At 71.7% G+C, this 13372-nt stretch carries 12 protein-coding genes and 1 pseudogene; 3 read left to right on the forward strand and 10 right to left on the reverse strand.

From position 1 onward, the window contains the following. Positions 1–245: 245 nt before the first annotated feature. The 7 genes from NDW01_RS11950 to NDW01_RS11980 form a co-directional block, all read right to left on the reverse strand. Positions 246–2117 (reverse strand): serine/threonine-protein kinase, encoded by a 1872-nt coding sequence (locus NDW01_RS11950; RefSeq protein WP_252819883.1) that lies wholly within the window; start codon positions 2115–2117, stop codon positions 246–248. A 264-nt stretch (positions 2118–2381) separates the two neighbouring features. Then, on the reverse strand, positions 2382–4358 hold the full coding sequence (locus tag NDW01_RS11955) for an acetoacetate--CoA ligase (RefSeq protein ID WP_252819885.1): 1977 nt from the start codon (positions 4356–4358) through the stop codon (positions 2382–2384). Positions 4359–4445: 87 nt separating this feature from the next. After that, positions 4446–5156 carry an HAD family hydrolase gene (locus tag NDW01_RS11960; RefSeq protein WP_252819887.1) on the reverse strand — a complete coding sequence of 237 codons (711 nt, stop codon included), beginning with the start codon at positions 5154–5156 and terminating at the stop codon, positions 4446–4448. Positions 5157–5241: 85 nt separating this feature from the next. Further along, complete coding sequence (locus NDW01_RS11965) at positions 5242–5769, reverse strand: methane monooxygenase/ammonia monooxygenase subunit B (RefSeq protein ID WP_252819889.1); 528 nt, start codon at positions 5767–5769, stop codon at positions 5242–5244. Positions 5770–5867: 98 nt separating this feature from the next. Next, positions 5868–7496 carry an L-glutamate gamma-semialdehyde dehydrogenase gene (gene pruA, locus NDW01_RS11970; protein WP_252819891.1) on the reverse strand — a complete coding sequence of 543 codons (1629 nt, stop codon included), beginning with the start codon at positions 7494–7496 and terminating at the stop codon, positions 5868–5870. 89 nt (positions 7497–7585) lie between these two features. After that, positions 7586–8221, reverse strand: coding sequence for an HAD family hydrolase (locus tag NDW01_RS11975; RefSeq protein WP_252819893.1), 636 nt, complete (start codon positions 8219–8221; stop codon positions 7586–7588). A gap of 41 nt (positions 8222–8262) precedes the next feature. After that, positions 8263–8769, reverse strand: a complete 507-nt coding sequence (locus NDW01_RS11980; protein ID WP_252819895.1) for a DUF6912 family protein — start codon at positions 8767–8769, stop codon at positions 8263–8265. Positions 8770–8940: 171 nt separating this feature from the next. Here NDW01_RS11980 and NDW01_RS11985 point away from each other — a divergent pair, with 171 nt between their 5' ends. Further along, positions 8941–9822 (forward strand): GNAT family N-acetyltransferase, encoded by an 882-nt coding sequence (locus NDW01_RS11985; protein WP_252819897.1) that lies wholly within the window; start codon positions 8941–8943, stop codon positions 9820–9822. Here NDW01_RS11985 and NDW01_RS11990 read toward each other — a convergent pair. Both NDW01_RS11990 and NDW01_RS44325 read right to left on the reverse strand, forming a co-directional pair. Next, positions 9819–10481, reverse strand: a complete 663-nt coding sequence (locus NDW01_RS11990; protein ID WP_252819899.1) for an HAD family hydrolase — start codon at positions 10479–10481, stop codon at positions 9819–9821. The two genes, NDW01_RS11985 and NDW01_RS11990, sit on opposite strands and share 4 nt — an antisense overlap. A 157-nt stretch (positions 10482–10638) precedes the next feature. Then, a pseudogene (locus tag NDW01_RS44325) lies at positions 10639–11223 on the reverse strand (helix-turn-helix domain-containing protein); the annotation flags it as partial. Here NDW01_RS44325 and NDW01_RS12000 point away from each other — a divergent pair. Then, complete coding sequence (locus NDW01_RS12000; protein ID WP_252819903.1) at positions 11202–11528, forward strand: hypothetical protein; 327 nt, start codon at positions 11202–11204, stop codon at positions 11526–11528. The pseudogene NDW01_RS44325 and the gene NDW01_RS12000 sit on opposite strands and share 22 nt — an antisense overlap. Before the next feature lie 366 nt (positions 11529–11894). Further along, a complete protein-coding gene (locus NDW01_RS12005) occupies positions 11895–12821 on the forward strand; it encodes a hypothetical protein (RefSeq protein WP_252819905.1) in 927 nt (308 codons plus the stop codon). A 60-nt stretch (positions 12822–12881) separates the two neighbouring features. On the opposite strand, the gene NDW01_RS12010 is transcribed toward NDW01_RS12005, so the two are convergent. Continuing rightward, a complete protein-coding gene (locus NDW01_RS12010; RefSeq protein ID WP_252819907.1) occupies positions 12882–13283 on the reverse strand; it encodes a winged helix-turn-helix transcriptional regulator in 402 nt (133 codons plus the stop codon). Positions 13284–13372: the final 89 nt, after the last annotated feature.

A 13372-nucleotide genomic window follows, 5' to 3' on the forward strand; every position in this document is an offset into this window, starting at 1 on the left:
GACGGTGATTCCGTGGGATGGCCGGCCGTGCGGGGGGCGCCGCAGCGCCACTGATCTCGTCGGATTCGAGAAGATCTTCGGCGAGTCGCCGGGGGTCGTCGTTTACGAAGCTACGCCCGGGCACGCGGGATCCGTGTCCGGACACGCCGGAAGCGAACGCGGCCGCACCACGCCGTTGTGGTGTTGTGCTCACGGCGGCCAGGTTAACGCGAAAACGGAGATTGTCCGACCCGGATGAGACCCGGTCACGCGCCTCCGGCACTGGTCGTGGCGTTGGCGTGACCGCCGGGCGCGCCCTGGGAGCCCACGTCCTGACCGGTCCCACCGGACCCACCGGTCCCCGTGCCACCGCCTGATCCCGTACCGGTGCCCGTTCCGCCGCCGGTGCCCGTTCCTCCCCCGGTCCCCGTGCCGCCGCCGGTGTGGCCCGAGCCCGTTCCGGTTCCGGTGCTCGATCCGCCTCCGGTCCCACTGGTGGGGGTCGACGTGTGGGTCGGGGTGGAGGTGTGGGTCGGCGTGGGGGTGTCGGTCGGTGTGGGCGAGGAGGTCGGCGTCGGTGTGTCCGTCGGCGTGGGCGTGTCCGTCGGCGTCGACGTCGGGTGCGACTGATGCGAGGAGGGCACGTCGACCGGCACGTTGTGGTTGTCCTGGCTGCTCTGGGAGGGGGACACGCTGCTCTGCGTGCCGTTCGGGGTGTAGCCGGTGTTCTGCCCGGTGCGGTCGTTCCCGGTGAAGGCCAGGGCCAGCGTGACGACGACCGCGGCGGCCGCGACGACCGCCGCTCCGGCGGCGGCGAGCCTCCGGCGGCCACGGGACAGCTCCGACCAGCGCCCGTGGGGGACCGGCGCGGCGCCGGGCACGGGCGGGAGCACCGGCGAGGTCGCCTCTCCGGCGAAGGGCGCCTGGGCCGACTGCCCGGCGTACGGCGCCTGGGCGGCCTCCCCGGCGTAGGGCGCCCGGGCGGCCTCCCCGGCGTAGGGCGCCCGGGCGGGCTGTCCGGCGTAGGGCGGCTGGGCCGGGGTCCCGGCGACGGGCGGCGTGACCGGCTCGGTGCGCTCCCCCACCCCGACGGTGGGCGTCCGCTCCACTCCCGCGACGGGGTACTTGGCGGCGACGGGGTACTTCGGTCCGGTGGCGCCCGAACCCGGCGCGCCGGCGAGGGCCGTGCCGCCGGGCGGGGTCCGCTGGGCGGCGACCGTGGCCGCGTGCTCGAGCAGGTCGGCGGGGACCGCCAGGGGACCGCCGGCCATGGTGGCGACGGGCGGCAGCACCTTGGTCGGGGAGGACTCCTGCCGCTGGGCCTGCTCACCGCCGCCGAGCAGGCGCAGCAGGAGGGCGTCGGCGGTGAGCCGCTTCTCCGGGTCCTTCTCCAGGCAGCCGGCGACCAGCGCGTGCAGCGGCGCCGGCAGGTCGCCGAGCCGGGGCTCCTCGGTCAGGATCCGGTTGACCACCGCGGAGATCATGTCGCTGCCGAACGGCGGGGTCCCGGTGGCCGCGAAGACCATCGTGGCGGCCCACGCGAAAATGTCGACGGGCGGTCCGACCGTCTCGCCGCGGATCTGCTCCGGGGCCATGTAGGCGGGGGTGCCGACGACCCGGCTGGAGACCGTCGAGGTGCCGTCCAGCGCCCGCGCGATGCCGAAGTCGATCACCCGGGGACCGTCGGGTCCGAGCAGCACGTTGTGCGGCTTGAGATCGCGGTGGACGACACCCGCCTGGTGGATGGCGACGAGCGCGGTGACCGTGCCGATCGCGAGCCGCTCCAGCGCGGCGCCGCCGATCGGCCCGCTCTCCTTGATCACGTCGTAGAGCGAACGCCCGGGGACGTACTCGCTGACGATGTACGGGCGGTCCCCCGCGACGTCGGCGTCGAGCACCTGCGCGGTGCAGAACCGCGCGACCCGCTTGGCGGCGGTCACCTCACGCTCGAAGCGGGTCCGTGCCTTGGTGTCCTGGGCGAGCTCGGGGTGGAGCAGCTTGATGGCGACCTGCGCGCCCTCGGGGGATCTGCCCAGGAAGACGGCGCCCTGGCCGCCCCTCCCCAGCCGCCCGACGACCTCGTACTCCCCCAGCCGCCGAGGATCACCTGGCTGCAGGGGATTCGCATTATGGTCCACCGCAGTCCGGTCCATGGCCGACCGCATCCCTTCCGTCGCTCCCCGCCGACCGTCCCCACGGTCGGGCATATCGGTTGAGATGCGGTCGATGTCCCGCTGGTTCGGCCGGCCGGCCGGGGTCGTTCACTCCCCTGCCGGCTCGCCGATCGGAGCATGGGCGACGAACCGCATCTGCCGAACATATCCCCACCGACTCCGCGTGCCCAGGGCGGGCCGCGGCAGGTGACGGACATGTCTCGTACGAGAGACGCGCCCGGCTCCTGGTCAGGAATCCGGAGTGAAGTGGCGCAGCACCTCGGGGTTGGCCATCGCGTCCGGATTCGCCGCCTTGTCGATGGGCGTGCCGAGCAAGATCTTACGGACTGGAACCTCCAGTTTCTTACCGGACAGGGTGCGCGGCACTCCGGGCACGACCCGGATCTCGTCGGGCACGTGCCGGGGCGACAGCGTCGAGCGCAGGGCGGCGCGCAGCCGGCCGACCAGGTCCTCGGACAGGTCGACCCCCTCGGCGAGCTGGACGTACAGCAGCAGCCGGCCCTCGGCGCCGAGCTGCCCGGTGTCGACGACGAGCGAGTCGGCGATCTCGTCGAAGCCCTCGACCACGCGGTAGAAGTCGGCGGTGCCCATGCGGACGCCCCCGCGGTTGAGGGTGGAGTCGGACCGCCCGTAGATCACGCATCCGCCGTCGGGCAGCACCTTGATCCAGTCACCGTGCCGCCAGACGCCCTCGTACACCCCGAAGTAGGAGTCGCGGTAGCGCTCGCCGTCCTCGTCGTTCCAGAAGGAGATCGGCATGGACGGCATCGGCGCGGTGAGCACGAGCTCCCCGACCTCGCCGACGACCGGCTCGCCCTTCTCGTCGTACGCCTCGATCCTCGCGCCGAGCCCGCGGCACTGGATGACGCCGGCGCGCAACGGCAGCAGCGGGCAGGGCCCGACGAACCCGGTGGCCACGTCCGTGCCGCCGGAGAACGAGCCGACCAGCGCGTCCCGGCCGACGTGGTCGTACAGCCAGCCGAATCCCTCCGGCGGCAGCGGCGAGCCGGTCGAGCCGATCCCGCGCAGCCGGGACAGGTCATGCGTCCGGCCGGGGTCGAGGCCCGCCTTCATCGACGCCAGGACGTACGGCGCGCCGACCCCGAAGTAGGTGACCCCGGTCTCGGCGGCCAGCCGCCACAGCGCGTCGCCGCCGGGCGCGCCGTCGTACAGCACGATCGTCGCGCCGACGAGCAGGCCGCCGATGAGGTAGTTCCACATCATCCAGCCGGTCGTCGTGTACCAGAAGAACACGTCGCCGGGGCCGAGGTCCTGATGGAAGGTGAGGGCCTTGAGATGCTCCAGCACGATGCCGCCGTGGCCGTGCACGATCGGCTTGGGCAGGCCCGTGGTGCCCGAGGAGTACAGGATCCACAGCGGGTGGTCGAAGGGCACCTCCTCGAAGGCGAGCGGCTCTCCGGAGCGCCGCAGCTCGGCGTACCGGAGTGCCCGGCCGTCCCCGATCGCGGCGGCGTCCGGGTCGAGGTACGGGATCGTGACGGTGGCCGTCAGCGTGGGCAGTGCCGCCGCGATGTCGCGGACCACCGAGGACCGGTCGAACCGCTTGCCGTTGTAGGCGTAGCCGTCCACCGCGATCAGCACCTTCGGCTCGATCTGGGTGAACCGGTCGATCACGCTCGGCGCGCCGAAGTCCGGCGAGCAGGACGACCAGATCGCGCCCAGGGACGCGGTCGCGAGGAAGGCGACCAGGGCCTCGGGCATGTTCGGGACGTACGCCGCGACGCGGTCGCCCCGGCCGACGCCGAGCGCCCGCAGCCCGGCGCGCACCTCGGCGACCTCGGCGGCGAGCTCTCCGTAGGTCAGCGTCCGCGAGCGGGCCGGCCCGTCGGAGCCCTCGCCGGCCGGGGAGCCGTCGTCGGCCTCCGTGCGGAAGACCACCGCCGTGGCGCCGGGGTCCTCCTCGGCCCGGCGCAGGGCGTTCCGCGCGTGGTTGAGCGTCGCGCCGGGGAACCAGCGCGCGCCCGGCATCTCGGCGCGCTCCAGCGCCGGCCCGTCGCCGCGGTCGCCCAGCACCCCGAAGGAGGACCAGATCGTGTCCCAGAACGCGCCCACGTCGGTGACGGACCAGCGCCACAGCTCGTCATAGGAGCCGAACCCGCGCTCTCGCATGAACCGGGCGACACGGGCGCTGCGGCGGACCTCCTCGGACGGCTCCCACAACAGGTCACCCTCGGCAACGGACACGACACGGCCTCCTCACGTCTTCGTGGCACCCAGCATTCACGGGGGCGGCCACCGATCGCAATGTCGGGTTCCCACCCGACTCTGCCGTCACGCCTGTGGGGTCGCGGTGAGCTCCTCGATCGCGGCGACGACCGCGCCGGTCTCGGTGAGGCTCGGCAGCACCACGTCGGCGCCCGCGCCGCGCAGCTCCGCCTGGGTGGCCGTGCCCGTCGCGACCGCGATCATCTTCGCCCGGGCGATCTTCGCCGCCTGCACGTCGCGTGGCGAGTCGGCCACGAGCACGGTCGCGGCCTCGGCGATCACGCCGCCGTGCCGCTCCGCCGCGCGGGTGCGGGCCAGTTCGACGAGGGCGGCCTTGGGATAGGTCTCCGAGCCGTACCCGCCGACCTCGAAGTCGAGGTACTTGGCCAGGCCGAGGGCCTTGAGCTTGGTGACGGTGTTCGGCCGGATCGCGCCGGTCAGCACCGACTGCACGACGTCGCGCCGCTTGGCCACCGCCGCGAGGGCCTCGCGGGCGCCCGGCAGCACCCGCCCGGCGCCCCGGACCGCGCCCTTGCGCGCCGCGAACGCGTCGGCGAGCGCGGCCATGAACTCCGGCAGGTGGTCCTCGGTCGGGGGGACGTCGTTGAACGCCAGGGTCTCGAAGATGATCTCCGATTCGGTGCGCCCGGCGGTCGGCGCGAGGCGGACGAGCGGCCGTCCGGTCACGCGCTCGAACGCCTCGGCGTACGCCTCCCGGGTCACCTTGCCGACGTCGACCAGTGTGTGATCGACGTTCCACAGCACCAGACGAGGCATCACGGTCTCCGCACACGGTCAACACAGGGGGCCGGTCAATCGTGAAGGCCCCGGCCCGTCCGCGCAAACCCGGCCGGTCACGGCGTCAGGGGAACCGCCCCGTGGTCGCCCTGACCTCGCCAATCACCTCGAGCGGGATCGTCCCGCCGACCGGCCCGGTGAACCGGCCCAGGAACGTGTTGATCGTCATCCGCCCGCGCGGCGGCCGGTCGTCCGGGGTGTTCACGACGACGCGCACGGTCCTGGTCTCCCCCGGGCCCAGCCGCTGGAAGATGCACTCCACCCGGCCCATCCCCCAGCACGACGGGTCGCTGACGGACACGACGGCCAGCCGGTCGTCGGTTCCGGGCGCCGCGACCTTGACGCTGCGCGCCACGACGTGACGGACGGCCTCCGGGCCCGCGTTGGTCACGGTGAAGGCGTACCGGGCCGGGCGGCCGGGCACGAGCCGGTGACCGGTCACCGGGACCAGCCGCGGATCCGCCCGGATCGACAGGTGGGCGAGGTCGGCGTCCCCGTCGGCGTCGACGACACGGGCGGGCCGCGGCTCGGGCACGGTGAGCGCCTTCACCGCGTACCCGGCCGCCGCCGCGCAGCCCACGAGGGCGGCCACTGACGCCAGACGCCGCACACAGCCCCCCGGTCTGTCCTACGCGTCACGCGTTCTGCCTGGTCACAGGCCAGGTTACTCGCCGGGAGACGCGAAGGCGATCACCCCATGTGCGGGTACCGGTGGTCGGTCGGCGGCACGAACGTCTCCTTGACCGCGCGCGTGCTCACCCATCGCGTCAGGTTGAAGATCGAGCCGGCCTTGTCGTTGGTGCCGCTGGCCCGCGACCCGCCGAAGGGCTGCTGCCCGACGACCGCGCCGGTCGGCTTGTCGTTGACGTAGAAGTTGCCGGCGGCGAACCGCAGCTTCTCCGACGCCTCGGCGATGGCCCGGCGGTCCTGGGCGATGACCGACCCGGTCAGGCCGTACGGCGCGGCGTTCTCCATCTGGGTGAGCACCGTGTCGTAGTCGGCGTCGTCGTAGACGTGGACGCCGAGGATCGGGCCGAAGTACTCCGTCGTGAAGATCTCGTCCTCCGGGTCGGCGCTCCGCAGCACCGTCGGCTGGACGAAGTAGCCCTCGGAGTCGTCGAGGCCGCCGCCGACCAGGATGTCGATGGCGTCGTGCGAGCGGGCCCGCTCGATCGCGGCCCGGTGCTTGGCGAACGCCCGGTCGTCGATCACGGCGCCCATGAACACCGACAGGTCCTCGGCGACGTCGCCCATCGTCAGGGACTCGACCGTGCCGAGGAAGTCGTCGCGCATGGTGTTCCACACCGAGCGCGGGACGTACGCGCGGGAGGCGGCGGAGCACTTCTGGCCCTGGTACTCGAACGCGCCGCGGATCAGCACGGTGGAGAGCACCCGCGGGTCGGCCGACGGGTGGGCGACGACGAAGTCCTTGCCGCCCGTCTCGCCGACGAGCCGCGGGTAGGTGCGGTAGCCGGCGATGTTCTCCCCGACGGTGCGCCACAGGTGCTGGAACGTCGCGGTGGAGCCGGTGAAGTGGATGCCCGCCAGGTCCGGGTGCCGCAGCGCGACGTTCGAGACCGCCTCGCCGTTGCCGGTGACCAGGTTGATCACCCCGGGCGGCAGGCCGGCCGCCTCCAGCAGGCGCATCGTGAAGTGCGCCGCGAACTGCTGCGTCGGCGACGGCTTCCACACGACGACGTTGCCCATGAGCGCGGCGGAGGTGGGGAGGTTCCCGGCGATCGCCGTGAAGTTGAACGGCGTGATCGCGAGGACGAAGCCCTCCAGCGGCCGGTACTCCGCGCGGTTCCACACGCCCGGTGAGCTGATCGGCTGCTGGGCGTAGAGCTCGCGCGCGAACGAGACGTTGAAGCGCAGGAAGTCGATGAACTCGCACGCCGCGTCGATCTCGGCCTGCTGCACCGACTTGGACTGGCCGAGGATGGTCGCGGCGTTCAAGGTGTTCCGCCAGGGACCGGACAGCAGGTCGGCGGCCTTGAGGAAGATCGCGGCGCGGTCGTCGAACGACAGCGCCCGCCAGCCCGGCGCGGCCCGCCTCGCGGCCTCGATGGCCGCGCGCACGTCGTCGTCGGTCGCCTCACGGGCCTGGCCGAGGACGTGCCGGTGCTTGTGCGGCTGCACCGTGTCGACGGGCCGTCCGCCGCCGAGCCGCTGCTCGCCGCCGATGGTCATCGTGAGGTCGATCCGCTCGCCGGCGAGTTCCTTGATCTTCGCCTCGAGGCCGGTCCGGTCCTGGCCGCCGGGGGCGTACGCCCTCACCGGCTCGTTCACGGGGACCGGTACGTTCGTGACAGCGTCCATGAGACAGCTCTCCCCGCAGTTCGTGACAGCGTCGTCAGAATGATCCGGGTGAGGATCGTGGACGCGGCCCCTCGTGAGGACCGCGCAGGTCAAATGTACGCGGAGACCTCGGTGAGCCGCTCCACCACCGGGACCCCGAGACGTTCCAGGTCCGCCCGCGCGTGCGTCCCCCCGGCGTACAGGATCGCGCGCGCGCCCGCGTGCCGGGCGGCCGCCGCGTCATCGACGCTGTCCCCGACCGCCACGACCTCGGCCGGGTCGACCCCCAGCCGGGACAGATGCCGGACCATGAACTCCGCCTTCGACCCGCCGGCCTCGCCCGGTCGCAGGCCGTCGACCCGGCGGAAGATCTCGCCGATCCCGTGCTCGCGCACCGCGACGGTCAGCCGGTCGTGGTGCCACATCGACAGCAGGGACTGGGTGTGCCCGGCGTCGGTCAGGGCGTCGATCGCGTGCCGGGCGTCCGCCGCGAGCCGGCAGCGCTCCATCAGCCGGTGGTAGGAGTCGTGGAACGCCGCGTCGAGCCGCTCCCACTCCCCCTCCTCCAACGCGCGGCCCAGCAGGCGCTCGTAGCAGGCCCAGATCGGACGGCTGTAGATCGCCTGGAACCCCGCCCGGTCCATCATCGGCAGGCCGTACGACGCGAAGACCTCGTTGGTCGCGTCCACGGTCGCGTCGATGTCGTCGAAGAGGGTGCCGTTCCAGTCCCAAACGATGTGCGCCATAGCCAGTCGAGCATAAGCCAGCCCGCTCGCCGGCCGGAACCTCATGGGACCAGGTGACGCAGCTCCTGCGTGGCGTACCACATGAGGTCGTGCCCGGCGGCGCCGTCGACGGTGAACATCGCGTCGTCGTCGCCCGCGTCGGCCGCCTCGACCGCCGCGCGCGCGGCGCGGACGTCCGCCTCTGCCTCGGCGTCGTCGATGTGCCCGGACACGATCCGGCTGAACGGGATCGTCTCGGAGATCCGGACGACGGCCCGGTCCTCGGCGTCGACCAGGTCACCCACGACGGAGGTCACGAGCGTGTCGGGGACCTCGGCGGCGATGACGACCCGGCGGGACGGCGCCTCCGGATCCGCGGCCAGCAGCCGGAGGGACGCCTTCGCGGCGTCCGACATCGCGGCGTACTCGAGCTCCTCGAGGTCCGCGGAGGCGTACCACTCGCGCAGCGCCGGCGTCACGGCGTAGGCGGTCAGCGGCACCGGCCCGAGCTCCCGATCGCGGAGGATCCGGGCCAGGCCGTTCAGTGTGGACGGTAGATAAACGCGCATGTCCCTGCAGAGTGTGCCAGCACGGGACCGCCGATGCGCGTGCTATCCGGCCGACACCCGCAGGACGGAAAAGCCTTTGCCGCTCCCCCGGCGAGGGGGTTACCTTCGGCGGACCCTCGGCCGACCTGGGCTTTCCCAGGTTCCGTCGTCCCCTTTCCCCCTGGAGACGCCTTGACCGTCCGCATCACTGCGTTGATCGACCCGGACACCGATCCGTCCCATCGACGCCTGGCATGGCTGGCATCCGACGCCGACGGCGCCCCCGTCGGGTCGGCGTTCCTTCGCCTCTTCACCGGGACCGGGCAGGACCACCTCGCCGAGTTGCAGCTGAACGTCCATCCGGCGGAGCGGCGCAGGCACACCGGCTCCCGCCTCCTTGACTCGGTCGTTGCCGCCGCACGTGAAGACGGCCGACGGTGCGTGATCGCCCAGGCCACGGCCGGCTCTGCCGGTGACCGGTTCCTGTCCGCCCGGGGCTTCCGCAAAGTCCTGACCCTGACCTACACCCGGCTACCGCTGGCCGACGCGGACGTCGCGGCTCTCCTCAGGATCATCGAACAGCCGCATCCCGGGTACCGGCTGGCGTCATGGGACGGCGCGGTCCCCGACGAACTCGCCGAGACGTTCGTGGTGTCACGTCACGCCATGGACGACATGCCGACGGGCAGCACCGATTTCGGCACGGTGACCTGGGACCTGGAGCGGGTTCGGGCCGCCGCTTCCGCCGTCGAGAAGCGGGGCGACCGCCTGCACACCGTCGTCGCCATCAGCGAGACGGATGGTGCGATCGCCGGATTCACCGAGCTGGTCGTCCCCGGCGACGGCAAGGGCGATGCCCAGCACTACGGCACCGGCGTTCTTCCTGAGCATCGCGGGCATGGCCTGGGCCTATGGATGAAGGCCGCTTCGATCCGGCAGGCCCGTGAGCGGTACCCCCAACTCGGCGGCCTGCTCACCGACACCGCCGACGACAACCCCTACATGCAGCGCATCAACGACTCGCTCGGCTACACGCCGACGCACACGGCCTACGAGTACCAGCTCGACCTCTAAGGCCGCTGCCCGCCGTCCCCGAGCGGAATGCCGAGCAGCCCCTCCAGCCGCACGACCGTGCTCTCCGCGTCCACGTAGTGCACGCCGGTGATGCCGAGCTCCTCGGCGGCGCGGACGTTGTGCTCGATGTCGTCGACGAACGCGCACTCCTCCGGCGTCAGCCCGATCAGCTCCAGCGCGTGATGGAAGATCGCCGGGTCCGGCTTGCGGAGCCGCACCTCCGAGGAGATGACGACCGCGTCGAACATCTCGGCGAACAGCTCACGCGGATAGGTGTTGCCCCAGGAGTTGGACAGCAGGCACGTACGGACACCGGCGGCCTTCGCGTTACGCAGCGCGTCGTACATCGGCTCGACCGGCTCGAACGCGAGGAACATCCGCGTCAGCAGCCCGTCGGCGGGCACCGCCGTGCCGGTCCGGGTCCGCAGCCGCTCGGCCAGCAGGCGCTCGAACTCGGCGGGGCTCAGCGACCCGTCCTCCAGCCCGTGGATCGGGTTGACCGCGCCGTCACCGGCGTACGCCTGGGTCACCCACTCCTTCATCACGAGCTTGTACGCGTCGGGATCGATGTCGTCCGCCTCGATCCACGCCGTGATCGTCTCTTTCAGCGGCGTGGTGAGCACGCCGCCCCAGTCGGTGATGAGCCCGCGAACCGTCACGAAGCCGATCGTAAGCCACCGCTCCCCAAGAACCGAACGGGGTTCTACCTCGTTGAGGCCGACTCCGCAACCACGGCCCCGACCTCAACGCACTGGCCACCCGTGTCGCCATCAAAGTAAAAGCGCCCATAACGCCGGCATAGGCACCTGTACGGCTCGGGACGATCTGTACGGTGATGTTGGGTTGCTCGGCGAGTTCGATCAAGTGGTTTATCTGCTCTCTGCGTGTTTCCTCGTCACCGATCGGCCGGTGCAGGACGTTCTCGTCGAGGACCAGGACGATTTCGGGCGGGTCCTCGCGGACCAGAATCTGCTGACGTTCCATCCGTGTGGCGACCAGATGTTCGACCGCCTCTGGCTTGCGGCCGGTCGTGAGCACCTCGCGGGCGTACTGCGGGGTCTGGAAGAGGCCGGTGACGACCATGTTCTCGAAGATGCACATCATCGTCGCCTTGGCCTCTAGTTCGAGGAAGCCGGAGAAGCCCGGAGGTAGTGCGGCGTGTTTGCCGGCACGGCGGATCTCCAGCCACATGCGGTGGAAGGTCTCGGGGGTCTTGAAGTAGGTGTCGAGGTCTTCCGACGTTGCCTCCGAGGGGGCGCGGAGGGCGGTCTCGAGCTTTTCGATCCATTGCGGGGTGCAGCCGAGCGCCTGGGCGAGGGCGGGCCGGGAGAGTTTCGCGGCTTCGCGGTGGCCGCGCAGGACCGCGCCGAAGGCTCGCCATGGCGAACGGCGCCGACTCACTGGCGCGGCGACCGCCGTCGGAGGCGAGGGAACTGCTCCAGCTGGACTTCCTCGTCCGCAAGTACCCGGCCGCCGCGCGCATGAGTCTGCAGCGGCGGCAGCGGGCCGACGCCGACCTCCCGGCGCCGCCGCAAGGCTGGTCGGCGGTACTGGACACGGGTGGAACGGGCCCCGCCGAAGCCGGGCGGCAACGGGGCGTTCTCTGCGACCGGCGCGGCGCGGCCACCACGCCGCAGGACATAACGCACGATCAGGGCATGTCAGACGCCTCCGGAGGCACCTCGCTTCCCACGCCGTCTACTTAGAGGAGAATTCGTCTCCTGTGAGTAGACGCCGCAGAACGCGATGGGTCCACCCGGCGAGGGAAACGCCCGATTATGTGGATATTCGCGCCGACCGGGCCCTGAAGAGAGCCCCGACCGAGGCCGTTCCGCACGGGCCACCGTTGCCGCGCCCTGTCCGCCGGCGACCGCGGTGCACCACCCCGTCCCGTTCGAGCACGCGCAGGTTCTGGGTGAGCTCTTGGTCGTAGCCACGGCCCGCCCGGGCCGGTGGCACTCGGCCGAACCCTCCGGACCCGCCCCGAGCGATTCGGCGCTGACGAACCCACCCCCGGCCGGCCAAGGAGCACGCTGCTCCGCGTCGGCAGAGGAGGGCAGTACTGTGCGCGGATGATCGCTGACCTGGTCGACCGCATCCTGTCCGGCGACGATGACGCCGCGTGGGAGCTCGAGGAGCTCGTGGAAGACGATCCGGACGCTCTCCGGCCCTACCTGTCGCGCCTGCTCGACGCCGACGACGTCTACCTTCCGGAGGCGCTGTTCCGCGAGGCGGACGAGGACGTGCAGCGCGATGCCGTGGCGCGGATCGACGCCGGTTCCCCGAACGTGTGGCTGGTGACGATGCTCACGGCCACCCACGGTCCGGTGGCCGAGGCGGCGTTCCGGCGATGGCTGAAGCAGGCGCCACCGGGTATCGAGGCCGAGACCCTCGCCAACGTGCTTCCCCGGTACGGCTGGGACTTCGAGGCCGACGGGCAGGCTCGGGAGATCCGCGGAGCGACGGCGTACGAGCTGGTGCCCGAGGACGGCGCCGCGTCGGCCGAGGAGGAATGCCCCTGGTGCGGCGGCCCGCTCTGGGTGGTCCTCGACATGGACACCACGGACCCGCGCGTCGCCGCCGCGCTCGCTCACACCGGTTGGCGGGGGCGGCTGCGGATCGTCGCCTGCTTCCTCTGCTGCATCTACCCCAGGGTCTCCTTCGCGGAGGTGACCCCGGACGGCGACGCCACGTGGTCCGCGCACACCGTCCGGCCCGGTTACCTGGACGGGAAGAAACTGGAGAAGGCGGACCCGCCGCCCGTACGCCTGACCGTCGGGGAGCGGCGGCCTGACCGGTACCTGGGCGGGCCGACGCTCGGCGGGGAGCCCGACTGGGTCCAGGATCCGGACTACCCGGCCTGCCCCGCCTGCGGGAAGGTCATGAACTACGTCGGCGGTATGACCGGAACGGTCATCCGCGAATACATCGACTGCGACTTCTTCCTCTTCCTGCACGCTCCCTGCGGCCTGGCCGCCGTGGTCACCCAGACCGACTGAAGCCTTCTTCCGGTCCCCGGGGGCGGCGGGCCGGCCCGCCCCGTACCGTCACCCTCGGGTTCACCGGGCGGCGCCGCCGTCCTTGGCGTCGAAACAACGCCGGGCCGCTTCGATGTGGTCGAGGTAGCGGCGGGTCCACGCGCACATGCCGCTGACCGTGTCCCGCAGGGCACGGCCCGCCTCGGTGAGGCGGTAGTCGACGCGTGGCGGCACCGTGGGGTGCACCGTCCTGTGCACCACCCCGTCCCGTTCGAGCGCGCGCAGGTTCTGGGTGAGCATCTTGTGGCTGATGCCCTCGACCTCCGTGCGCAGCTCGGTGAACCGCAGCGTGCGCTCACCCAGCACGTTGATGATCAGCAGGGCCCACTTGTTGGCCACGCCGGAGAAGATCTCGCGGGCCAGGGAGTCGGCGCGCGTCACATCCGCGTCGTCGGGTGCGCGCGTGACCTGCTCGGTTTCCACGAGGTTCCCCTCTCACCGAAAAGTGCGTTCTTCCATGTCAGAGCATACTCACTTACGGTTCCCAGGTAACCAGAAGAGAGCAGCGCCGC

Origin of the sequence: Actinoallomurus soli, assembly GCF_024055715.1 — a bacterium.
Taxonomy (GTDB): Bacteria; Actinomycetota; Actinomycetes; order Streptosporangiales; family Streptosporangiaceae; genus Actinoallomurus; species Actinoallomurus soli.

Bases quoted from the DNA above. Each gene is read 5' to 3' on its own strand.
- NDW01_RS11960 (WP_252819887.1), bottom strand. From the start codon at position 5,156: ATGCCTCGTCTGGTGCTGTGGAACGTCGATCACACACTGGTCGACGTC.
- pruA (WP_252819891.1), bottom strand. From the start codon at position 7,496: ATGGACGCTGTCACGAACGTACCGGTCCCCGTGAACGAGCCGGTGAGG.
- NDW01_RS11975 (WP_252819893.1), bottom strand. From the start codon at position 8,221: ATGGCGCACATCGTTTGGGACTGGAACGGCACCCTCTTCGACGACATC.
- NDW01_RS11980 (WP_252819895.1), bottom strand. From the start codon at position 8,769: ATGCGCGTTTATCTACCGTCCACACTGAACGGCCTGGCCCGGATCCTC.
- NDW01_RS12000 (WP_252819903.1), top strand. From the start codon at position 11,202: ATGGCGAACGGCGCCGACTCACTGGCGCGGCGACCGCCGTCGGAGGCG.
- NDW01_RS12005 (WP_252819905.1), top strand. From the start codon at position 11,895: ATGATCGCTGACCTGGTCGACCGCATCCTGTCCGGCGACGATGACGCC.